This is a genomic window from Candidatus Manganitrophus noduliformans, assembly GCF_012184425.1.
GTDB lineage: Bacteria > Nitrospirota > Nitrospiria > SBBL01 > Manganitrophaceae > Manganitrophus > Manganitrophus noduliformans.
Genome location: NZ_VTOW01000002.1, coordinates 17,898 through 40,809, shown reverse-complemented (window position 1 = coordinate 40,809; position 22,912 = coordinate 17,898). Strand labels below are relative to the sequence as shown.

Below are 22,912 nucleotides of genomic sequence, written 5' to 3'. Positions count from 1 at the left end.
AATTTCCCTTATTCTTCGCCAAATTCTTCGAGAACAGGACATGTCCAAGGTTACCTTTTATCCATACGGGAAAAGCGGGGAGATTCCGGACGGAACCAGCCTCCTCGACGCGGCTGAAAAGCTCGGTCTTCAGATGCGGCACGACTGCGGCGGTTTCGCGACCTGCAGCACCTGCCGGATTTGGGTGGTGGAGGGGGTGACGAATCTGACGGAGATCGATCTGGATGAAGAGAACATGCTCGAAGAGGCCCAACTGACCGCGCCGTTTCGGCTCTCCTGCCAGGCGAAAATTCAGGGGGACGTTGTCGTCCGCGTTCCGGATCAGGAGATGGAGTGGAGCCGCGGGGCCCTCCGAGAGCTGGATGCGCTCGACCCCGCCGTACGGGAAATCATCCGAATGATGGTGGAGAAGCGGGCCCGGCTGCAGGGGCTCTCCGCGATCCTCCCCGATACGGCGATCCCCTTCGTGGCGGACGCAAAGAAAGAGGTTGAAGCGGTCGCAAACGATCCCGATCGACTCGCCGCCCTGGTGAAGCGGATCTTTGAAGCAGAATAAAAAATCGTCACTCTCTGATTTCTTATTCCCTCATCTGTTGGAGGAAAATCATTCCCTCGCCAGCCTCGGGAAAATCAGCGACGGAGCCCTCCCGGTGGGGATGGCTCGACACCTGGCTCGGATTAAGGCACCTCGATTTTCCCGTCCCCGAGCATGGCCGCTCAGCGCTTTATACTTTCGGCGGGGTCGCCTTCATCGGTTTTGTCCTGTTGGTCCTCACCGGTTTTGTCCTGGCGCAGCTCTATAATCCCCTTCCTCAGCAAGCCTACAAGAGTTTAGAGCAAATTCAACGGATCAACTGGGCGAGCTATCTTCGCGCGCTTCATTACTGGTTCGCGCAGGGGGTGATCTTCGCCCTGATCCTTCATACCAGCCGGGTCTTCATCACCGGCGCCTACAAACATCCGCGCCAGGTCACCTGGTGGATCGGCGTCGCCCTTCTCGGGGTCATGTTGATGGGGTCCTACTTCTCCGGAACAGTCCTGAAATGGGATCAGGAGGGAGCCGATGCGCTGAGTCATTTAAAGGGCTTGTTGCGGATGCTCGGTCCGGTCGGGGCCATCATGATGGAGTGGCCCGGAAGCAGCCCGATGAACCTGCGGATTTATGTGTCGCATATCGCCGTCTACCCGGTCCTGATCGTTCTTCTTCTGATGGGTCATTTCTACCTGATCCACATTTTCAATCTGGCCCCCACCCCCTGGGGGAAATGGTCGAATGCGCCGGAAGTGCCGCCGCAGGAGGTCAAAGGCCGGTTCAGCGAGCATGCCCGGAGCATTCTTCTTCTCTCCGTCGCTTATTACGGGTTCCTGGCGCTGATGGCCGTTTTTGTTCGCGCGCCGCTTGGAGAGGCCCCCTCCGGGCATGGAGATCCGGTCAAGCCCCCCTGGCCGTTCCTCTGGATGTATCTGTTCGAGAATATCTGGGGGGTCGGCGCCGTTCTCTACATCACGATGATTCTCTTCGGCTTCTTGGCGTTGGTTCCCTTGTTGGATCGCGGACAGGAGCGGCGCCTGGGAGCCCGCAAAGGAATCTTGAGCCTCGGCGCCCTCTTCGGCCTCTCCTTGATCGCCCTCACTGTCTACGGATGGGCCGTGCCCGCGCAGGAGCATGAGGGGCATACCCATGAGGAGGAGGGCGCCGTCATGGGAGAGGAGGGGGACCACCACGACGAAGGGGATCATCCCCACGAGGAGGAGGATCATTCCCACGATCCCGATTCACCCGAGGCGGCGCCCTCTCAGATGGGGAGCCACTCTGAAGGGAAGCCTCATGTGGACGATCACGATCATCCGGAGGAGGCCGACCACCACGACGAAGAAGAAGGGGATCACCCCCATGATCCGGCGCCGGCCAAGCCGGCCCCTTCCAAGATGAGCGACTCCCCAAAAAAGAAGCCGCATGTAGACGACCATGATCATCCGAACGGCGACAAAGATCATCACGACTGATTCATTTTTAGCCATCCAATGTGATCTTCCTTTCCATCCTTTCGAGCGCGTTGACTTCCATTTTTGCCTTATGCTAGGGTGAATTGATCTTGTTTGAGGAAGCTTTCTAGAGGCTGTTCGGAGAGCCTCCCGGCTTCTGTCCGAAGTCGCCGACGGAAAATCGGCGCTGGTAATAGAGATTTGTTTCAAACAAGCGGCAGTGTTCTTTCTGCCAAAGAACAAGGTCAATCAAGAGAGAACTGAGGAGGAAGGCTCCATGATTAAAGGGCGCGTCAAATGGTTCGACGCCAACAAAGGGTTTGGGTTTATCACTCGCGATGATGGCGGCGACGTGTTTGTTCACTACACAGCGATTCAGGGGGAGGGTTATCGAAAGCTCGAAGAGGGCCAAAAGGTTCAATTCGAAGTTGAACAGGGGAAAAAGGGCCCGCAGGCGATCAACGTCAGTCTGGCTGCGTAGCGGACGAACAACCCCGAAGAGCCCTGCGGGAGCCTTCCTGCGGGGCTCTTTTATTTTAACTCCTTCCCTTGACCTCGATACCCAGTTATGATAATAATAATCACTTTTATCAACGAATCAGAGGGGCCCCGGCATGTTGTCCGATAAACTCCAAGAGGGATTAACCTTTGATGATGTCATTCTGATTCCCGCCCGCTCGGCGGTCCTTCCCAGAGACGTCAATCTTCGCACCCGAGTCACCCGAAATATCGAAATTCAGGTCCCCGTCCTGAGCGCCGCCATGGATACGGTGACCGAATCTCGGCTCGCCATCGCAATGGCGCGGGAGGGGGGGATCGGCATCATCCATCGCGCTCTTTCTGTGGAAGCGCAGGCGGCCGAGGTCGACCGGGTCAAGAAATCGGAAAGCGGCATGATCGTCGATCCGATTACCATCTCCCCCGATCAGCAGCTGCATGAAGCGCTCAAGCTGATGAACCAATATCGGATCTCCGGCATTCCGGTGACACAGAGCGGAAAGCTGGTCGGCATCCTGACCAATCGCGACCTGCGGTTCGAGACCCGGATGAATCTCAAGGTCTCCGACGTCATGACGAAGGAGCACCTCATCACCGCGCCGGAGGGGACGACCCTCGAAGAGGCCCGGAAGATTCTGCACAAAAATCGGATCGAAAAATTGCCGGTGGTCAACAGCCACTTCGAGCTGAAGGGACTGATTACGATCAAGGACATCGAGAAGAAGATCAAATATCCAAACGCCTGCAAAGATACATTCGGACGGCTGCGCGTCGGCGGCGCGGTCGGCATCGGCGGCGACTCTAAAGATCGGGTCGACGCGCTGATTCGGGCGGGGGCCGACCTGATCGTGGTCGACACCGCCCACGGCCATTCGGTCGCCGTTCTCGATACGATTAAAGCGGTCCGCAAACGTTATCCCGAAGTGGAGATCGTCGGCGGCAACGTGGCGACCGCCGCGGCGACGGTCGATCTGATCAAGGCGGGGGTCGATGCGGTGAAGGTCGGCGTCGGGCCTGGATCGATCTGCACCACGCGGGTGATCGCGGGGGCCGGCGTGCCCCAATTGACGGCCATCTCGGAGTGCGCCAGGGGGGCGAAGAAATATAAGGTTCCGATCATCGCCGACGGCGGGATCAAATACTCCGGGGATGTTACCAAAGCGATCGCCGCGGGGGCCCATTCGGTGATGATCGGCGGGCTCTTTGCCGGGACGGAGGAGAGCCCGGGGGAGACCGTTCTCCTCCAGGGACGCAGCTACAAAGTCTATCGCGGGATGGGGTCGCTCGGCGCCATGCAGCGCGGCGGGAAAGACCGCTACTTCCAGGAGTTCGAGCCGGAATCGAAGCTCGTTCCGGAAGGGATCGAGGGGCGCGTTCCGTACAAAGGGACCCTCTCGGCGGTGGTTTATCAGCTCGTCGGCGGCCTGCGGGCCGGGATGGGTTATTGCGGCGCGCGGGATATCGAAGAGCTTAGAGAAAAGGCCCGATTCATCCGGCTGACCCATGCCGGATTGCGCGAGAGCCATCCGCACGACGTGATCATCACCAAGGAATCTCCGAACTACGAACGGGGCGGAGAATCCTAACAGCGCTCGATTTTCCGCCACACAGGTCTGATGTCATCGTCCACACCTAAAATTCTTATCCTCGATTTCGGATCGCAGTATACCCAGCTCATCGCCCGCCGCGTGCGGGAGAGCAGGGTTTACTCCGAGATCGTCCCGTATCATCTTCCGCTGAAAGAGATTGAAGCGGCGCAGCCGAGCGGGATCATTCTCTCCGGCGGACCGTCTAGCGTCTACGATAGAAAAGCCCCCCTCTGCGATCCGGGCCTTTTCAAGCTTTCCGTTCCGATCTTGGGGATCTGCTACGGGATGCAGTTGATGACCCATCTTCTCGGCGGAAAGGTGGCCCGGGCGACAAAGCGGGAGTACGGCCGGGCCGACCTGCTGATCGATGACTCCTCCGATCTCTTTAAAGGATTGCCGAACCGAACCTCCGTCTGGATGAGCCACGGCGATCGGATCGAAACGCTTCCTCCCGGGTTCCAAGCGATCGCCCGGACCGACAACTCCCCCGCCGCCGCGATGAAAGACCCGCGGCGGAATTTCTTCGCCCTCCAGTTCCATCCGGAGGTGGTCCACACCCCGCAGGGAAGAGAGATCCTTCAGAACTTCCTCTATCACATCGCCGGCTGCAAACCGACGTGGGACATGGGCTCCTTCTTGAGAGAAGCGGAGAAAACCATTGCGGCGCAGATCGGAGCGGGGAAGGCGATTTGCGCCCTCAGCGGCGGGGTCGACTCCAGCGTGGCGGCCGTCCTCGTCCAGCGGGTGATCGGAAAGCGGCTGACCTGCATCTTTGTCGATAACGGCCTCTTGCGGAAGGAGGAGGCGAAGCGGGTCCTCGATACCTTCAAGAAAAATCTCAAGCTGAACATCCGCTTCATCGATGCTTCCGATCGCTTTCTCAAACGGCTTTCGGCCGACAGCCATCCGGAGCGGAAGCGGAAGATCATCGGGAAGGAGTTCATCCGGGTCTTCGACGAGGAGGCCAAAAAGGTCGGCAAGGTCGATTTCCTGGTGCAGGGGACCCTCTATCCAGACGTCATCGAGAGTGTTTCATTGAAAGGTCCCTCCGCGACGATCAAGACCCATCACAACGTCGGCGGACTTCCGAAACGGATGCGCCTCAAGCTGGTCGAGCCGCTTCGGATGCTCTTCAAAGATGAGGTCCGGCGGCTGGGGGTCGAGCTCGGCATTCCGGAGGTGCTGCTCTATCGGCATCCCTTCCCCGGTCCGGGCCTGGCGGTGCGGGTCCTTGGGAAGATCACCAAGGAACGGCTCGATCGATTGCGCGAGGCCGACGCCATTTTCGAGGAAGAGATCCGGAAAGCCGGTCTCTACAATGCGATCTGGCAGGCCTTCGCCGTCTATCTGCCGGTTCACAGCGTCGGGGTGATGGGGGACGAGCGGACATATGAGAATGCCATCGCGCTGCGCGCCGTCACCAGCCAGGACGGGATGACCGCCGACTGGGCCGACATCCCGCACGACGTTCTCAAACGGATCTCCAGCCGGATCATCAACGAGGTCAAAGGGATCAACCGGGTCGTTTACGACATCTCCTCCAAGCCCCCCAGCACCATCGAATGGGAGTAGGGGCCGGCCCCCCCCTCGCCCGATTATCTTTCCTCTCCCTTGTTCCGCCTCCTTTAAATATGCGATCATAAAAGCTGGGAATGTTCTCTCCTGAGGTTTGTTTTCAGCCGTTTCTCTCTTCTTAGCCGGGATGACGATGTCGCAGACTCCGCCGTTCGGGAAAGATCGGATCGATGCTTTCATTCACGCTTTCATCGCCCGATTTTCGGACATTGAGATCGCCCCCGCCGCAACCTATCGGGCGCAATTCAATCACCGGTTTCGATTTTCGGATGCCGCGCAGATCATCCCGTATCTGAACGATCTCGGCATCACCCACCTTTATGCCTCTCCCTATCTACAGGCGCGGCCGAAGAGCCTTCACGGATATGACATCTGTAATCATAATGCGCTGAATCCGGAAATCGGGAGCGAGGCCGATCATGCCGGCATGGTCGACGCGCTGCGACGGCATGATCTCGGGCACATCCTCGACATCGTGCCGAACCATATGGGGGTGACGGAAAACCAATGGTGGCTCGATGTTTTGGAAAACGGGCGGAACTCTCCCTTCGCCCACTATTTCGATATCGACTGGCATCCGATCAAAAAAGAGTTGAGCGGAAAAGTCCTCCTTCCCGTGTTGGGCGATCAGTACGGCAAGGTCCTGGAGAATCAAGAGCTGAAGCTGGTTTTCTTCGAGGGGGCGTTCTGGGTGACCTATTACGAAAACCGCTTCCCGATTTCCCCCCGGACCTATCCGAGGCTCTTGAGGCACCGCTTGGAGGCGTTGGAGAAGGAGATGGGCGATGATCCGGAGAGCCTTCAGGAGTATCACGGGATCACGCTTGCCCTGCTCCATCTTCCCGCTGAAATCCAGTCCGATCCCCAGCGGGTCGCGGAAGAGCGCCGCCAGATCGACTGGATCAAGCGACGGTTGGCGAAACTCTATCAGGCAGAGGGGAAAATTCGGCAGTTCATCGACGCGAATGTGGCGCTCTTCAACGGGAGGAAGGGGGACCCGCGGAGCTTCGACCTGCTCGATCAGCTTCTCAACGATCAGTCCTACCGCCTCTCCTACTGGCGGGTCGCTTCGGACGAGATCAACTACCGGCGCTTCTTCGATGTGAACGAGCTCGCCTCCATCGCGATGGAGCGGAAGGAGGTTTTCGAGGAGACGCACCGGTTGATCTTCCAATTCATCCAAGAGGGAAAGCTCGACGGACTTCGGGTCGATCACCCCGACGGTTTGTACGATCCGGTCGATTACTTTCGGCGGCTTCAAAAGCGTTGTTTTGTCCTTCGCGGTATGAGGCAGATCCCGGAGGAAATGCCGGAAGAGGAGAGAAAAAGGGTCGAGGAGCGTCTGGCCGAGGCGGCCGATCGCTTTTTGGCGAGCCGGACCCGGCCGGGGGTGCGGCTGCCCTATTATGTGATCGTCGAGAAAATCCTCAGCAAAGGGGAGCGGCTGCCGGAGCGGTGGCCGGTGCATGGGACGGTCGGGTATGAATATCTCAATGCCGTGAATGCTCTCTTCGTCGACAGCCGCCATGCCAAGCGGTTCGACGAGATTTACGCCGACTTCAACGGAAGGAAGGGCCGCTTCTTCGATATTGTCTACGAACGGAAGAAATTCATCATGAACACCACGATGGCGAGCGAGATCAATGTCCTCTCCCACCAGCTGAATCGGCTCTCCGAAAAAGACCGGCTCTCGCGCGATTTTACCCTCTACAGCCTGCGGGACGCGATCCGCGAGGTGATCGCCTGTTTTCCGATCTACCGGACGTATATCACCAGGCTGGAACGCCTCGAAGAGCACGACCGGAAATTCATCGAGATGGCGGTGACGAAGGCCAAACAGCGAAGCCCGGCGACCGACATCTCCATCTTCGATTACCTCAAGCGGATCCTCCTCATGCAGCATCCCGAATACTTCACCGAGGAGGATCGGATGGAGCAACTCGCCTTCGTCCAAAAATTCCAACAGTGCACCGGCCCGATCATGGCCAAGGGGTTGGAAGATACTACCTTTTATGTCTACAACCGACTGGTCTCGTTGAACGAGGTGGGAGGAGACCCGCAGACCTTCGGCATCTCGATTTCCGATTTTCATGCGCAGAATGCGGAGCGGCTGGAGCGGTGGCCCTATTCGATGCTCGCCACATCGACGCACGATACGAAACGGAGCGAGGATGTCCGCGCCCGGATCAATGTGCTCTCCGAAATGCCGGACGCGTGGCAGGCGGCGGCGACGCGATGGGCCGATCTCAACCGCGCGAAGAAGTCGGAACTGGAGGGAGATCCGGCGCCCGACGCCAACGAGGAGTATCTTCTCTATCAAACGCTGCTCGGCGCCTGGCCGTTCGGGGAGCCTTCATCGGGTGAATATCAAGAATTCGTGAAGCGGATTCAGGCCTATATGATGAAAGCCTCGAAGGAGGCGAAGGTGAATACCAGCTGGATCAGCCCCAACGAGGCATATGATCAGGCCCTGTCGGCCTTCATCGAGGCGATTTTAGATCCCGGTCGATCGGGCCCTTTCTTGGCCGACTTCCGGACACTGCAAAGGAAAGTGGCCCATTTCGGGATCTTCAACAGCCTCTCGCAGCTGTTGCTGAAGATCGCCTCTCCGGGGGTTCCCGATCTCTATCAAGGCTGCGAGCTGTTCGATTTAAGCCTGGTCGATCCCGACAACCGGCGGCCGATCGACTATCCTTCCCGGATGCGACGCCTGGAGGGGCTCAAAAAGGAGGTGATGTCCGATCTCCCCTCCCCTTCGCTGATCCAGCGTCTTCTTCGAGAAAAAGAAGAGGGGACGATTAAACTTTTCGTGACCTGGCGGGCGATGAATTTCCGCCGCGCGCATCGCCGCCTGTTTTTAAACGGAGCCTACCTTCCGCATGAGGTGATCGGGCCGGGCAAGGAGCATCTGATCGCCTTTTCCAGGAAATTGAATCAGGAACGGGTGGTCGTAGCCGCCCCGCGTTTTCTCTCCGTATGGATGGATGGGCGTTTGGATGATCCGATCGGAGCGGTGTGGGAGGGGGTCGATCTTCTTCTCGAAGGGGAAGAGCCCGGCGCGGCCTATCTGAATGTGCTGACCGGGGAGCGAATAGAGGCGGAGGAGAAGAACGGGAAAACCGTCCTCCCTTTTCATTCGATCTTCAAGACATTCCCTCTCGGTCTTCTAAGCAAGCAGCCGGAAGCATAAAGAGAAAATCCCCGCGACTCGAACCGACGAGTTTCCTTGACTTCGTTTTGAAATCCCAGTACCATTTTTTAGAATGACTCGGAGAGAGGGAATGGTCACGTATCGATACGCGTTTGCTTTTGCCGATGGGACGATGAAGACGTTCGATATCGCGCTCGATCCGGAATCGTTGGCGATGCAGAACCCCGCTCCGACCTATCCCGGCTGGGCCCGCCTTGACTATGCCCCTTGTGAGAATTGCCCGCTCGATCGAACCCGGACCGACTACTGTCCCGTCGCGGTGAACATCGCCGGCCTGGTCGATTCGTTCAAGAATGTGATCTCCTACCAGGAGGCCGATATCGTGGTGACGACCGAGGACCGGATCGTCTTCAAGCGGACCGCGGCGCAGAACGGCCTCTACTCCATTCTCGGAATTTACATGGTGACAAGCGGTTGTCCCGTGCTCGACCGGCTTCGCCCGATGGTCCGTTTTCATCTCCCCTTCGCTTCGATCGACGAGACGGTTTTCCGATCGGCCGGGATGTATCTTCTGGCGCAATATTTTCGAAAGAAAAAAGGGTTTTCCGCCGAGTTCGCTTTTGAAGGTCTATCGAAAATTTACCGAGAGATCAATGGGGTTAACATCGGCTTGCTGCGCCGCCTCCAAACGGCCTCGAATGAGGACGCCAATCTCAATGCCTTGGCCAATCTCGATGTTTTCGCCTTTACCCTCCACGAGTCGACGGAAGATTCCGTCGGCGCCCTCGAATCGCTCTTCCACGTTTATCTGAAAGAATAAATTGATGCGCGAACGTCGATGGGAATCCCAGGAGGCGATCGGTTTTGATGCGGTGGTCGCCCTTTCCCGGTCTCTCTCGGAACGCGGACTCGACGTAAAGGGGATCGATAAAGAGGTTTCTTGCTACTTTGAAGAGTTTTGGGTCAAGACGCTCGATGAGATCAACCGGTTGGAGGCGTGGCCGGTGGATGAGGTGACTTTGGTCCAGGTCAACGATCGATGGGAAGGGGATTTTTTCGTTCTGGCGGGAAGCCATTATGATCTCTTTCGCCGGCATCTTTCGATGGAGGCTTATCTCTCCCTCAGTCACCCCTGGTCGATTCCGCCCGAGCTGAAGGTACGGCTGCACCAGCATGAGGCGATGTTCTGGATCGGCTTCCGCCAAGATCACGGCTTCATCCGTGTTCGCCTGACCCCCAACGAGATCATCACCCCCGGAGAGCGGCGAGGCGATCAACGGCGGTTTTCTTGGTTGAGCGAGCGGGCCTCCCTCTTTGCGGCGGCGGTGGAGGTGTTGGATCTTCCTCTCTTCGTGGAGTGGGAGAAGGGGAGCCTCTCCCTCTCTTCCGAAGATCCGGCTTGGCCCGTTTCCTGCTCCTGGCCCGATGCATTCGGCCCCTGCCAATTTGAGCAGATCGTCGCCGATCCCTATCAGTTGCTGGTGCCGGCGGCGCGGTTGATCTCAAAACGGGGGGTGCGTCCGGCCACCATCCGGACCTTCTTCTCCGGTTTTACCCCCGAAGCCTTGGCGTTGTTTCACCGCCTTCAGCCGTTGTCCCGCCTTCTTTATCGCGGTTATATCCAGGCGCCGCTAAAAGACCTTCCGAAGATGGTCGAGGCGATCGGACCGGCGGCCAGGGTCTTGGCGAATCTGTGCGAATTCCGGACCGGGCAGCTCTTGCCGGAAGGGGAAGAGGCGTATGCCGTGGTCGGGGTGGTCGGCGGCCCATCGGGATATAAGATCGAAATCCGTCTGAATCGGGCGCCGCTTCCGGAGGAACGGATGGAGGAGTGGCTGCAGCGCCTGACCGGAATACCGATGCGATATGCGCCGCTTTCGTTATATTAAGGACGGGAGGGTGCAGGGGGTGGTATAGGGTGATAGGGAACGCCCTACACCCTCGTTATTTATGTTCTTGCACGAATTCTTCCATCCGCTTCTGAAGCATGTCGCGAACTTCCTTGAAGGCGATCTGTTTTCCCTCCGCCGAACTCTTGAAACCATAGTGGGAGGTCATTGTCACCGGATCGGGAACGGGCCAGTGCAATCGCTCAATCGTCGGGGGGAGCGTGGGAAGGCTTTTGGAAGAGGTGCCGCAGAGGGTGACGATCATGTCCATTTCTTTCCAGGGAACGTCGTTGATCGATTTGCTTTTTTGCCCGGAAATATCGATCCCGATCTCATTCATGATTTTGACCGCCAGCGGGTGCATTGCGATCGGTTGAATTCCCGCGCTGTAAACTTCAAAACGGTCGGCGAGCGCCTTGCGCGCCATCCCTTCCGCCATCTGGCTTCGTGTGGCGTTGCTCGCACAGAGAAATAAAATTTTTTTCATGCCGGTCCTATATTGATGATTAAACGAAGGGACTGAACGACCCCTGCCTTACCGAATTGCGAAGGTGATCCGCATCAATCCCCTTGATGATCCTGGTCAAAGATAACGTGGTTTTCAACCAGGGTCAAGTGAAATCCTTGCGGACCGGGTAGAAGGAGAGGAGGTCGATATGTTATGATGCCGGCGATCAAATCTCAGTCGGATGGGGGAAGCGCAATGAGCGACGCCAGTGAGGCAACACGGCAAAAGATCGAGCGGAAAATGAAGGAATCATTGGGGGCGACCTTCGTCGAGGTCATCGATGAGAGCTGGAAACATGCCGGGCATGCGGGGGCGGCCGCGGGGGGAGGGCATTTCGTTTTGCAGGTCGTCTCCGACCGTTTTGATGGAATCTCCCTTCTCAATCGGAACCGGATGGTCTTCTCCGCCTTGCAGGACGAGATGGGAAAAGAGATCCATGCCCTTACGATCAAGGCGGCGACGCCGGGCGAGTGGAAGGGGGCGACCTAATCGGCCATCTCCCCGTCGGGGGACAAAATATTCATCGGCGGCATTTACGTTCTCCTCTCGAATCGATTGACTTTTTTGAGCAAAACTGTTAGGGTACGCGTCCAGAAGATGAAAGTCGGCGTACCGAGAGAGATTAAAGATCACGAATATCGCGTCGGCGTCACCCCCGCCGGCGTCGGCGCCCTTTACCGAGAAGGCCATCAATTCCTAGTTGAGGCCGGGGCCGGGGAGGGGAGCGGAATCCCCGACGCCGCGTACCGGAGCGCGGGGGCCGAGATCGTTACATCGAAAGGGTCGCTCTTCGATCAGGCAGACCTGATCGTCAAGGTGAAAGAGCCGCTCCCGAGTGAATATGGGCTCTTTCATCCCGGCCAACTTCTTTTTACCTATCTCCATATGGCGGCCAACCCTGCGCTGTTGGAGGCATTGCTCAAAGGAAAGGTCACGTCGATCGCTTATGAGACGATCGAGTCGGCCGACGGCAGCCGTCCTCTTCTCCGGCCGATGAGTGAAGTCGCGGGACGGATGTCGGTCCTGGTCGGCGTCCAGTATCTGCAAAAGCAAGCGGGCGGGATGGGACTGCTCCTCTCCGGCGTGCCCGGGGTGGAAAAGGGACGGGTGACCGTGATCGGGGGGGGTGTCGTCGGGAAGAATGCGGCGCAGGTCGCCCTCGCACTTGGAGCGTCGGTCACCGTGATCGATGAAAACGCCATGCGGCGGGTCTATCTCGACGATTTCTTTCGAGGACAGGTGGTGACCCTCCCTCCGTACCATGATGTCATCGCGGAGCAGGTCGCGGCGAGTGATCTGGTGATCGGAGCGGTGGCCCGATCGGCCGACAAAGCCCCTCATCTGGTGACTCGGGAGATGGTTTCCAAGATGAAAAAAGGGTCGGTGGTGGTCGATGTTTCGATCGATCAAGGGGGCTGTTTCGAAACCTCCCGACCGACGAGCCACTCGGAGCCGGTCTACGAGGTCGACGGCGTCCTGCACTACTGTGTGACGAATATGCCGGGAGCGGTGCCGAGGAGCTCGACCTTCGCGTTGACCGGGGTGACGTTCCCCTATCTTGAAGCATTGGCGCAGCTCGGCTTCAAGCGGGCGATCGAAGCCGACCCGGCCCTGGCGGCCGGCGTCAACACCCACGACGGCAAGGTGGTCCATCCCGGGGTGGCGAAAGTCTTCGGGATGAAGGCTGAAAAGATAAAGTAAGATTTGCCATTTTCCATTTGTTATTTTTCATTTTCCATTCTGGAAAGGGATATTCAATTGACAAATGATCAATGGAAAATGATAAATGGAAAATAGTTCTCTAGTAGTATCGGGGCGTAGCGCAGACTGGTAGCGCACACGGTTCGGGACCGTGGGGTCGGAGGTTCAAATCCTCTCGCCCCGACCATTTTCATAGGGGACGATCGTTACCGATCGTCCTTTTTCTTATGCCGCAGATCGAATCGATTCACATCTATGTGAGCGGGAAGGTCCAGGGGGTCGGATATCGGGATTTCACGCAACGGCGCGCCGCGGACCTTCAGCTAAAGGGATATGCCCGAAACCTGGCGGACGGCCGGGTGGAGATCGAAGTAGAAGGGGAGAGGGCCAAGATTGAAGAGCTTGTTCAATCCCTCCGGCAGGGTCCGCCGCGATCGAAGGTGACTGCGGTCGACATCTCCTGGGGGCCTTCCTCGAACCGATTTCACGCGTTCTCCATTCGATCTTAAATTCTGCTTGTCTTCTCCTTTGTTTCTACTATAATGAAAGAAAAACTTCGACGAGGATAGGCCATGAGCGAAGAGTGGGTAGAGCAGGAGAAAGAGAACATCGACGGCGAGGAATCGGACGAAGAGTCCGATGGGGAGGGCTTTTCCGAAACGGAAGAATCTCCCGCGGCCGAATATGAAGAGGAAGAAGACCGTTATGCCCCGCCCGCCGATGCGGTCAAGACCTATCTCCGAGACATCCGCCGCTCGACCCTGCTGACTTTTAAAGAAGAGGTTATGCTCGCCAAAAAAATCGCCAAGGGGGATGAGGCGGCCCGTCAACGGATGATCGAGTCGAACCTTCGGCTGGTGGTGAGTATCGGCAAGCGGTATATGAATCGGGGCCTTCCCTTCTCGGACATTATCGAAGAAGGGAACATCGGCCTGATCAAGGCGGTCGAAAAATATAATCATCGAAAAGGTTTCCGCTTCTCGACCTACGCTTCCTGGTGGATTCGCCAGTCGATCGAGCGGGCGATCATCAATCAGAGCAAGCTGATCCGCCTTCCGGTTCATGTGGTGGAGCGGGTCAATCACTATCTCTCGCACGTCGAAGATCTGGTCCAGGAACTCGGCCGGGAGCCTCAGACGGATGAGATCTCGAAGAAAATGAAGATCCATCCGGAAGATGTCGATCACATCCAGCAGCTGCTCCGGAAGACCTACTCTCTCGACAGCCCCATCGCCGCGAACAAGGAAACGGCCCTCCGGGATGTTATCGAAGATACCAGCCAAATTTCGCCGATCACCAAGGCGGAGGGGGTCCGGAGGCGGGAGGACATTCTCCGCTGGATGTCGTTGCTGAAGGACAATGAGCGGCAGGTGATCGTCCTTCGATTCGGGCTGGAGGGGGATGAGCCGCATACCCTCGAAGAGATCGGCAAGGTTTTTGGGTTGACGCGCGAGCGGGTGCGGCAGATCGAGTCGAGCGCGCTTCGGAAGCTCCGGACCATCATCACCGAGAAGACGATCGGACCGGATGAAATTCTCTAAAGGATCGAGGAGAGGACATTGGATTTAAAATCAAAAATTCGCGAGGTTCCGAACTTTCCGAAAGAGGGGATTCTTTTCTACGATATCACGACCCTCTTGAAGGAGCCGGTCGCTTATCAAGAGGTGCTCCGCCGGTTGGCGGCCCCCTTCATCGGCAAAAAGATCGATAAAGTCGTGGCGATCGAGTCGCGCGGGTTTATCTTCGGCGCGCCGCTCGCCGAGCGGCTGGGGGCCGGCCTGATTCCGGTCCGGAAACCTGGAAAACTTCCCTCCGATAAAATAGAAGAGAAGTATAAACTAGAGTACGGTTCGGACGGTCTGGCAATCCATCGGGACGCCATCTCTCCGGGAGAACGGGTCCTCATCGTCGATGATCTGTTGGCGACCGGCGGGACGATCCTTACCACGGTGAATCTGGTTCGCCAACTCGAGGGAGATATTGAGGGGGTGGCCTTTGTCATCGAGCTGTTAGGATTAAAAGGCCGGGACAAGCTGAAGGGGATTCCGATCACCGCGCTCATCTCCTACGAATAGGTATTCCGCGCAATCCTGCTTGCCTTTTAGCATTCATTCCAAAACTCCGCTCGCTCTTATCCCTTGCATATTTACGCTTTTGTGCTATTCTTTAACCGGAAAGGGGGAAGTACCATGAAAAGATTGGCCTTTTTTTTGTTTTTAATGGTTAGTATATCAGGTTGCGGAGGGGGGGGCCGGGACAACGATGATGTCACGATCATCCTGCGGGGAATTTTAACGCAGGGAACCACACAGGGAGGGCAGGGAAACCCTGCAACGTCTGGAGAAGTGGCGATCACCGAATTGAACAAGAGTGACACCGTCGAATCATCCAGTCTTGGCGCTTATAGTATCTCCGGCGTTCCTGTCGGAGGCAATTACACCGTCCGAGTGACCGATACGAATAGCCCGACCGTCAATGTGACCTGTGAAATTTCTATTCCTGACTCGACAACCTTAACCGTAACCAGCCAGAGTGGCGGTACTTGTGTTGCCGGAAGTGCAAACATTGGAGAGTTGGCTCTGAATATTACGATTGAATAATATGATGGAGTAAAGATGGGCGCATCCAGGAAGCGGGTGTTTGTCGTCGATGATTCACAGACCGTCCGGAAGAATCTCTCCGAGATTCTTGTAAAAGACGGCTATGAAGTGATAGAAGCGGCTGACGGGACCGAAGCGCTCAAACGGCTCGGTCATGAGCGGTTCGATTTGATTCTCATGGATCTGGAGATGCCCGGGCTGACCGGCTTTGAGCTCCTTCGGATCATCGAAGCGGGAAACCTTGCAAAGGATGCGCCGATCCTGGTGATCACCGGCACTCACAAGGACCTTGATGCGGTGCATGAAATAAAAAAACTCGGCGGGGCGGGATTCATCGATAAGTCATTGCCTCCCGAAGAGCTTCTCTTCCACGTCTCTCAGTGCCTGCCTAAATAAAGTTTTACCTTCCAATTCCGCTTTCTGACTAACCTCTGGGATGTGTTTTCTGATGTGTTCTTTTCAAATGCTCCCGCGCCACATGGGTGTAGATCTGCGTGGTGGAGATATCGGCGTGTCCCAGGAGCATCTGCACCGATCGAAGATCGGCCCCCCCTTCCAACAGATGGCTGGCGAACGAGTGGCGAAGCATATGCGGCGTAATCGATCTTCGGATGCCGGCTTTTCGCGCCGTCTCTTTTAACTGCATCCAGAAGGCCTGCCGGCTGATTCCCTTTCCGGACCGGTTGATGAAAAGAAAGGCCGTGGTCTTTGTTTTAAGGAGGAGCGGCCGCGCGATCAAATAACGCGAGAGTTTTTCCCGGGCGCATTTTCCGATCGGCACCAATCGTTCCTTGGACCCTTTGCCATAGGCGATCAGATACCCGGCCTCCAAATTGATGGCTCCCATCGGCAGTGAGACCAGTTCGGAAACGCGCAGTCCGGTGGCGTAGAGAAGCTCGATCATCGCATCGTTCCGGAGTCCGATCGGATTGTCTCCCTTAGGTAAGTTCAGGAGCGCTTCGACCTCGGTTGGATGGAGCACCTTCGGCAGGCGGAACGCCTGGCGTGGCGAGTGAATATGCGCGAAAGGATCCTGTTGGAGGACCCCCTCCGTGATCAAGAATTGGAAAAAGGTCCGGAGGGTCGAGAGGATGCGCGCGGTCGAAGCGGCCGCGAGGGCGCGCCGCTTCAGGTCGGAGAGGAAAAGAAGGATCTCCTTCCGCTCGATTCGGTCCGGCCCCGAAATTCCTTTTTGCTCGACGAATTCAACCAGTTTTTGAAGGTCCTGAGCATAGGCGGAGAGGGTATTGGGAGAGAGTCCCTTTTCAACCGAGAGATGATTGAGAAATCGATCGATCAGCGTATCCATTTGCGGAGATTCTATCGGAAATTCAGATTCTTGACAAGGTGAATCAATTCTTCTATCATCAAGAAATTTCCCTGGAGGGGATGTTCCTTCCCTCCCCCTTTAAGGAGCGCGTCTGATTGGCGAAACGAAGTTTTTTTTTGAGTTTGGTTCTCCTCCTTCTATTCCCTCCCGCCGGGATGGGGCAAGGTTCTTCTCGCGCCGATCTGCCTCCCGCGTCGAATCAAAGCGCCCCCCTCGACGGCGCCGTCCCTCCTATCTCCCCGGAAGAAAAAGCGCTTTTTGATCAGGCGGCGTCTGCCGCCGCGTCCGGCAATGCGGAGGCGGCGCTTCCTTCTTTCGAGCAGTTCGTCCTGAGATTTCCGGACAGCACGCTTCTCCCGGATGTTTATCTCGCTCTGGGGCAACTCTATTCCAAACGGGGGGAGATGAAGCGGGCGATCGATGCTTTGAAGACGATCCTCGATCGATTCCCGAAACATCCTCGGGCCGATACGGCCCGTCTCCAGTTAAGCGATTTCTATCTGATGCTCGGTGATCTGAGGGAGACGATGGACCTCTGGATCGATCTTCCCGATCAGGAATCTTCCAAGATGTTGATTTACGAGCAGGTCGCCCAGGCTTATCTCGATCGGAATGAATTCCTGGAGGCGCTTCGGGTCTTGATGAAGAAGAAGGAGTTGATCGTCGATCCGGTCGCGAGCGGCGCGGTGCGGGAAGCGATTACCTCGATCCTGAGGGAAAAACTTCCGGAGAAAGAACTTCAGATGGTCTTGAAGGAATACGGGTCCGCTTTCCCGGCCGACGAGGCGATGGTTCGGCTCATCGGGATCTACGACAGCCGGGGAGACTACTACCGCGAGGAGCGGGAGATTAAGCGGTTCCTTTCCGTATTCCCGAATCACCTTTTTGCCGGAGAGGCGAGACGGTTGATCGGCCGGATACGGGAGAAAATCAAGGCGCACCGTTTTCTGCTCGGCGTGGCGCTTCCCCTCTCCGGCCAGCTGGCCCCGTTCGGGAACAACGCGTTGAACGGCGTTCAATTGGCGTTGCAGCAATTCAAGGAAGCATTGCCGGGGGCCTCGGTCGGTCTGGTCGTCCGCGATCTGGACGAAGATGGGAGCCGATCTCAGCAGAGTCTGGAAGAATGGATCGATGAATTCCGTCCGATCGCCATGGTCGGGCCCCTTTTGAGCCGGGAGGTCGATCGGATTGCGCCGGTGGCGGAGAGGGCCGATCTGGTCTTGATCACTCCCGCCGCCACGGCGGCGCGGCTCCCTTCCCTCGGCAAATCGGTTTTCCGAAATGCGATCACCGCGCGCTTTCAATGCCGTTCCATCGCGGAGTATGCGGTCACCCAGATGAACCTGATGCGGTTCGCCATCCTCTTCCCGAAGGAGGGGCTGGGGACCGAATGGGTCCGATGTTTCTCCGAAGCGGTGAGCCGTCTCGGCGGCGAAGTCGTTCATGCCGAGCCCTATCCCGTCGATGCGACCGATTTTACCGCGACGATCCGGCGGTTGAAAGAAGCCGATTTAAAGAAAGACGGGGTCGTGGAGATCGTGCAGGAGGGGAGGAGGAAGCGGGAGGTCTCCTATACGCCCGGTTTCGATGCGATCTTCCTGCCGGGGGATGCCGGCAAGGCGGGATTGATGATTCCTCAACTGGTTTTTCACAACATCCAAGACGTCCCCTTGTTGGGGACCAGCGGCTGGAACACCCCCGAGTTCCTGAAGTTGGTCGGCCCTTATGCGGAGGGAGCGACCTTTATCGACGGATTTTTCGCTGGAAGCCCCGATCCAATGGTTCGCAAGTTCGTCGGACAGTATCGCGCGAAGTTCCAACAGGAGCCCGATTTATTCGCCGCGCAGGCATTCGATGCCGCCCGCTTGGTTTTGGCGGCGTTGGAAGGAGGGGCGCTGACCTCGCGGGATGTGAAGACGGCGCTCGCAAATACAAAAGATTTCCAGGGGGTCTCCGGACTGGTTTCCGAAATCCGAGACGGCGAGGTCCTCAAGAAGCCGATCTTGATCCAGGTGCAAAAGGGAAAGCTGGTGCAGGTGAATTAAGTCGCTTATTCTTTGCGAGGCTCCATGTTCAAAAAAGTTCTGATCGCCAACCGCGGGGAGATTGCGCTTCGGATTATACGGGCGTGCAAGGAACTCTCCATCCCCACGGTCGCCATTCACTCGGAGGCCGACGCGACCGGCCTCTATGTCCGGAAAGCCGATGAGGCTTGCCTGGTCGGTCCGGGGCCGATCGAAGGCTATCTGAATATTTACCGGATCATCGATCTGGCCAAGCAGAAGGGGGTCGATGCGATCCATCCCGGCTACGGCTTCCTTGCCGAGAATCCGGAGTTCGCCCAGGCCTGCCAAGAGAGCGGGCTGACCTTTATCGGACCGCCGGCCGCCGCCATGCGGGCGATGGGGGACAAGGTTTCCGCCCGTCAAAAGATGAAGGAGATCGGCGTTCCGATCGTTCCCGGCCTGATCGAGCCGATCGCATCGCTGAATGATGCGGTCCGATTTGCCGACGAGATCGGCTACCCGGTCATGCTGAAGGCCTCCGCCGGCGGAGGGGGACGCGGCCTTCGAATCTGCAAAGATCGAGAAGATCTGAAAAGACACTTCCCGATCGCCCAGACGGAGGCCAAGGCCTCTTTCGGGAAAGAAGCGGTCTACCTGGAAAAATATATCCATGCCCCCCGCCATATCGAATTTCAAATTCTCGCCGACCAGGAAGGAAACGTGATCCACCTGGGAGAGCGCGATTGCTCCATCCAGCGAAGACATCAAAAGCTGATCGAAATCGCTCCGTCGTTGTTATTGGACGAGCGGCTTCGACGGGAGATGGGGGAGGCGGCGATCGCGGCGGCGCGGTCGGTCGGGTACACCAGCGCCGGGACGGTCGAATTTCTGGTCGATTCGAGCCGGCGTTATTATTTTCTCGAGATGAACACCCGGATCCAGGTCGAGCATACGGTGACCGAGGAGATTACGGGGGTCGATCTCGTGAAGGAGATGATCCGGATCGCCGCCGGGAGGCCGATCTCCATCCCTCAATCGCAGGTCTTCCTCAGAGGCCATGCGATTGAGTGCCGGATCAACGCCGAAGATCCGCAGAAAAATTTCATCCCGACCCCGGGAAAAATCACCGCCTACTCCTCGCCGGGAGGAATCGGCATCCGCATCGACGGAAACGTCTATGCGGGATACGTCGTCCCCCCGTATTACGACTCCCTCCTGGCCAAGCTGACCGTCCGGGCCCGCACCTGGGATGGCGCCGTGCAGCGGATGCGCCGCGCCCTCGATGAATATGTCATCCGGGGGGTGAAGACGTCGATCCCATTCTACAAACGGATCATGGAAGATCCCGATTTCCAGACGGGCCACTTCGATACGACCTATATCGATTCGCACCTCGACAAGTTGAACGTTGCAGCCGATTATTTTCGAATGGATAAAATGCTCGCGATCGCCGCGGCGATCGCCGCCCATTCGAAAAGATAAGGAGACCCATGGCGCCGAATTCGAAGCCGAAGCAGAAACCGAAGCCGATCCGGATTATGGACACGACCCTTCGCGACGGCCATCAATCGCTCATCGCAACGCGTCTTCGGACGGAAGACATGCTCCCGATCGCCTCGAAGATCGATCAGGTCGGCTATGCCGCCGTGGAGATGTGGGGAGGGGCGACGTTCGACGCCGCGATCCGATATCTGCGGGAAGATCCCTGGGAGCGGATCAGGCAGCTTAAAAAGTTGATGCCGCGAACCCCCTTCCAGATGCTTCTTCGAGGGCAGAATCTCGTCGGCTATCGCCACTACGCCGACGATGTGGTCGAGCGGTTCATAGAACGCGCGATCGGCAACGGAATCAACATCCTTCGGATTTTCGACGCCCTCAACGACCTTCGCAATCTGAAGACGGCGTTCAAGGCGACCTCCAAATACGGCGGCAAGATCGAGGGGAGCTTCTGTTATACGATCAGCCCTTTTCACAGCAACGGCCTCTTCGTCGATATGGCGAAACGGCTCGAAGACATGGGATCGGATGCGATCTGCATCAAAGATATGGCGGGGCTTCTCTCCCCCTACGCCGCCTTTGATCTGATCGGCAAGATGAAGCGGGAGGTCGGCGTGCCGATCCATCTTCACAGCCACGACACCGGGGCGATGGCCCTCTCCACCTGCTTGAAGGCGATCGAGGCGGGGGTCGATATCATCGACACCGCGATCTCTTCGCTTGCGTCCGGAACCTCTCAGCCCCCCGTGGAGACGATTGTTCACGTCTTGCGCGGGAGCGAACACGACCCGGGATTGGACCTGAATCTGCTGGCCGAAATCGCCGATTATTTCAAAGCGGTGCGGAAGAAATATAAGGCTTTCGAATCGGATTACACCGGCGTCGATCCGCATGTCATGATTTACCAGGTTCCGGGAGGGATGTTGTCCAACCTCGCCCTCCAGCTCTCCGAGCAAAAGGCGCTCGACCGAATGAAAGAAGTGTTGGAAGAGGTCCCCAAGGTTCGGAAGGATTTCGGCTATCCGCCGCTGGTGACCCCGACCAGCCAGATCGTCGGGACGCAGGCGACGTTGAATGTCCTGACCGGGGAGCGCTATAAAGTCATTACCACGGAGACGAAAAATTACTTGAAGGGACTTTATGGAAAGCCGTCGGGAGAAATTAATGAAGAGGTCCGCAAACGGGCGATCGGCGATGAAGAGGTGGTGACGGGGCGCCCCGCCGACTTGATCGAGCCGGAGTTGAGCCGCTCCCAAGCGGAGCTCAAAGATATCTCTCAAGGCGTCGAAGATCTTATCACCTATACCCTTTTTCCTAAGGTCGCACTTGACTTTTTTGCCAAGAAGAACGATCCTAGCAGTAAGCTTGAAGCGCCTTCCAACGAGAAGGAAACCGAATCGATACCGCCTCCCCCGTCCCCTCTCCTCACCCCCAGCGAATTCAATGTCAAGGTCCATGGGGAGACGTTTCATGTGAAGGTGGGCGGGATGGGGCATCCGGGGGAAGGGGGGCGGCCGTATTTCCTTTATGTCGACGGGCTGCTCGAAGAGGTGATGGTCGAGTCGCTCCTGGAGGTGGTTCCCAGCGCCGAGGGAAGGATCGATGCAAAAGCGGGGGGACGATCGACCCGGCCCAAGGCGGCCCATGAAGGGGATGTGACCACGCCGATGCCCGGCGCGGTGGTCGGCATCAAGGTTCAATTGGGTGAGAAGGTCAAAGCGGGGCAGACGATCTTGATCGTGGAAGCGATGAAGATGCAGAGCGAAGTTCACACCCCGATCGCGGGGGTGGTCAAGGAGATCTACGTTTCAGAAGGAGATCGGGTGAATCCGGACGAGGTGCTCGTCGAAGTCCGGACGGAAAAGGACTAAAGTATTGAATCAAACGATTCAGCAAATTGCGATTATGGTCTTGCCGCTTCTCTTCGCGGTGACGCTGCATGAGGCTGCGCATGCCTGGGTGGCCGATAAGAAAGGGGATTCGACCGCCCGGATGCTGGGGCGGATCACCCTGAATCCCTGGGTTCATACCGACCTGTTCGGAACCATTATCATTCCGCTTCTTATGTTTATGACCACCGGGTTCATCTTCGGCTATGCCAAACCGGTTCCGGTCAATCCCCTCAATCTCCGCCGTCCGAAGCACGACATGGCCTGGGTGGCGGCGGCCGGTCCGGGAATGAACCTGCTGCTGGCCGTTATCAGCGGCGTGTTGTACCGGGCCATCCTCCTGATCTATCCCCAACTTTCCGCCTTCGGCGGGGTTGGAAACTTCGGGAGTTCCGACGGGCTTCTCTCGGCGTTTTTTGTTCCCCTCCTTCTGATGCTTCGGTTTTCGGTCACGATCAATATCCTTCTGATGGTCTTCAATCTGATTCCAATCCCTCCTCTGGACGGCGGGCGTGTTTTGGTCGGTATCTTGCCGGAGCGCCAGTCGCGGCTGATCGGTCAAATCGAGCCGTATGGGATGTTGCTTTTGATCGTCCTCGTCTTCATCGATCCGTTCGGCATCATGCAGCGATTTTTCTGGCCGATTGTTTCGGTCTTCACCGGATATATTTTCGGAGAGTGGGTGATATAGGT

Annotated in this window: 21 protein-coding genes and 1 tRNA gene; 20 read left to right on the top strand and 2 right to left on the bottom strand. The window is 57.3% G+C overall.

Going from position 1 to position 22,912, the window contains the following annotated elements; translation table 11 throughout:
- Nucleotides 1–40 precede the first annotated feature (40 nt).
- The 8 genes from MNODULE_RS09480 (at nucleotide 41) to MNODULE_RS09445 (ending at nucleotide 10,688) form a co-directional block, all read left to right on the top strand.
- Entirely contained in the window at nucleotides 41–556 is a 516-nt protein-coding gene (locus MNODULE_RS09480) for a 2Fe-2S iron-sulfur cluster-binding protein (protein ID WP_168059299.1), read from the top strand.
- Nucleotides 553–2,007, top strand: a complete 1,455-nt coding sequence (locus MNODULE_RS09475) for a cytochrome b N-terminal domain-containing protein (protein ID WP_168061071.1) — start codon at nucleotides 553–555, stop codon at nucleotides 2,005–2,007. Before MNODULE_RS09480 ends, MNODULE_RS09475 begins: the two co-directional genes overlap by 4 nt.
- A 256-nt stretch (nucleotides 2,008–2,263) precedes the next feature.
- Complete coding sequence (locus tag MNODULE_RS09470) at nucleotides 2,264–2,467, top strand: cold-shock protein (protein ID WP_168059298.1); 204 nt, start codon at nucleotides 2,264–2,266, stop codon at nucleotides 2,465–2,467.
- Between the two features lie 133 nt (nucleotides 2,468–2,600).
- The gene (guaB, locus tag MNODULE_RS09465; protein WP_168059297.1) at nucleotides 2,601–4,070 is read left to right on the top strand and encodes an IMP dehydrogenase; all 1,470 of its coding nucleotides are present in this window, start codon (nucleotides 2,601–2,603) and stop codon (nucleotides 4,068–4,070) included.
- 30 nt (nucleotides 4,071–4,100) lie between these two features.
- The gene (guaA, locus tag MNODULE_RS09460; protein ID WP_168059296.1) at nucleotides 4,101–5,645 is read left to right on the top strand and encodes a glutamine-hydrolyzing GMP synthase; all 1,545 of its coding nucleotides are present in this window, start codon (nucleotides 4,101–4,103) and stop codon (nucleotides 5,643–5,645) included.
- A 136-nt stretch (nucleotides 5,646–5,781) separates the two neighbouring features.
- Entirely contained in the window at nucleotides 5,782–8,838 is a 3,057-nt protein-coding gene (gene treY, locus MNODULE_RS09455; protein ID WP_168059295.1) for a malto-oligosyltrehalose synthase, read from the top strand.
- 91 nt (nucleotides 8,839–8,929) lie between these two features.
- Nucleotides 8,930–9,619 (top strand): DUF6901 family protein, encoded by a 690-nt coding sequence (locus MNODULE_RS09450; protein WP_168059294.1) that lies wholly within the window; start codon nucleotides 8,930–8,932, stop codon nucleotides 9,617–9,619.
- A 4-nt stretch (nucleotides 9,620–9,623) separates the two neighbouring features.
- The gene (locus MNODULE_RS09445) at nucleotides 9,624–10,688 is read left to right on the top strand and encodes a hypothetical protein (RefSeq protein ID WP_168059293.1); all 1,065 of its coding nucleotides are present in this window, start codon (nucleotides 9,624–9,626) and stop codon (nucleotides 10,686–10,688) included.
- Between the two features lie 55 nt (nucleotides 10,689–10,743).
- Here MNODULE_RS09445 and MNODULE_RS09440 read toward each other — a convergent pair whose 3' ends face one another.
- On the bottom strand, nucleotides 10,744–11,175 hold the full coding sequence (locus MNODULE_RS09440; protein WP_168059292.1) for an arsenate reductase ArsC: 432 nt from the start codon (nucleotides 11,173–11,175) through the stop codon (nucleotides 10,744–10,746).
- Between the two features lie 174 nt (nucleotides 11,176–11,349).
- Between MNODULE_RS09440 and MNODULE_RS09435 the strand changes: the two genes are divergently transcribed.
- The 8 genes from MNODULE_RS09435 to MNODULE_RS09400 all read left to right on the top strand — a co-directional run bounded on the left by MNODULE_RS09435 (nucleotide 11,350) and on the right by MNODULE_RS09400 (nucleotide 15,893).
- Nucleotides 11,350–11,685 carry a BolA family protein gene (locus MNODULE_RS09435; RefSeq protein ID WP_202882171.1) on the top strand — a complete coding sequence of 112 codons (336 nt, stop codon included), beginning with the start codon at nucleotides 11,350–11,352 and terminating at the stop codon, nucleotides 11,683–11,685.
- Between the two features lie 108 nt (nucleotides 11,686–11,793).
- A complete protein-coding gene (ald, locus tag MNODULE_RS09430) occupies nucleotides 11,794–12,897 on the top strand; it encodes an alanine dehydrogenase (protein ID WP_168059291.1) in 1,104 nt (367 codons plus the stop codon).
- A gap of 110 nt (nucleotides 12,898–13,007) precedes the next feature.
- Nucleotides 13,008–13,084 (top strand) — tRNA-Pro (locus tag MNODULE_RS09425).
- A gap of 40 nt (nucleotides 13,085–13,124) precedes the next feature.
- Nucleotides 13,125–13,406, top strand: coding sequence for an acylphosphatase (locus tag MNODULE_RS09420; protein WP_168059290.1), 282 nt, complete (start codon nucleotides 13,125–13,127; stop codon nucleotides 13,404–13,406).
- A 63-nt stretch (nucleotides 13,407–13,469) separates the two neighbouring features.
- A complete protein-coding gene (locus MNODULE_RS09415; protein WP_168059289.1) occupies nucleotides 13,470–14,438 on the top strand; it encodes a sigma-70 family RNA polymerase sigma factor in 969 nt (322 codons plus the stop codon).
- A gap of 18 nt (nucleotides 14,439–14,456) precedes the next feature.
- Entirely contained in the window at nucleotides 14,457–14,972 is a 516-nt protein-coding gene (locus MNODULE_RS09410) for an adenine phosphoribosyltransferase (RefSeq protein WP_168059288.1), read from the top strand.
- A 114-nt stretch (nucleotides 14,973–15,086) separates the two neighbouring features.
- Nucleotides 15,087–15,497 carry a hypothetical protein gene (locus MNODULE_RS09405; protein WP_168059287.1) on the top strand — a complete coding sequence of 137 codons (411 nt, stop codon included), beginning with the start codon at nucleotides 15,087–15,089 and terminating at the stop codon, nucleotides 15,495–15,497.
- Between the two features lie 15 nt (nucleotides 15,498–15,512).
- Nucleotides 15,513–15,893, top strand: a complete 381-nt coding sequence (locus tag MNODULE_RS09400) for a response regulator (RefSeq protein ID WP_168059286.1) — start codon at nucleotides 15,513–15,515, stop codon at nucleotides 15,891–15,893.
- Between the two features lie 28 nt (nucleotides 15,894–15,921).
- Here the strand turns inward: MNODULE_RS09400 and xerD are convergent, their stop codons facing one another.
- Entirely contained in the window at nucleotides 15,922–16,806 is an 885-nt protein-coding gene (gene xerD, locus MNODULE_RS09395; protein WP_168059285.1) for a site-specific tyrosine recombinase XerD, read from the bottom strand.
- A gap of 116 nt (nucleotides 16,807–16,922) precedes the next feature.
- Between xerD and MNODULE_RS09390 the strand changes: the two genes are divergently transcribed.
- The 4 genes from MNODULE_RS09390 to MNODULE_RS09375 are packed head-to-tail and all read left to right on the top strand — an operon-like array spanning nucleotide 16,923 to nucleotide 22,910.
- A complete protein-coding gene (locus MNODULE_RS09390) occupies nucleotides 16,923–18,872 on the top strand; it encodes an ABC transporter substrate-binding protein (RefSeq protein ID WP_168059284.1) in 1,950 nt (649 codons plus the stop codon).
- A 24-nt stretch (nucleotides 18,873–18,896) separates the two neighbouring features.
- A complete protein-coding gene (accC, locus tag MNODULE_RS09385; protein WP_168059283.1) occupies nucleotides 18,897–20,315 on the top strand; it encodes an acetyl-CoA carboxylase biotin carboxylase subunit in 1,419 nt (472 codons plus the stop codon).
- Between the two features lie 8 nt (nucleotides 20,316–20,323).
- Complete coding sequence (gene oadA, locus MNODULE_RS09380) at nucleotides 20,324–22,201, top strand: sodium-extruding oxaloacetate decarboxylase subunit alpha (protein ID WP_181071020.1); 1,878 nt, start codon at nucleotides 20,324–20,326, stop codon at nucleotides 22,199–22,201.
- A 4-nt stretch (nucleotides 22,202–22,205) separates the two neighbouring features.
- On the top strand, nucleotides 22,206–22,910 hold the full coding sequence (locus MNODULE_RS09375) for a site-2 protease family protein (protein ID WP_238339426.1): 705 nt from the start codon (nucleotides 22,206–22,208) through the stop codon (nucleotides 22,908–22,910).
- Nucleotides 22,911–22,912: the final 2 nt, after the last annotated feature.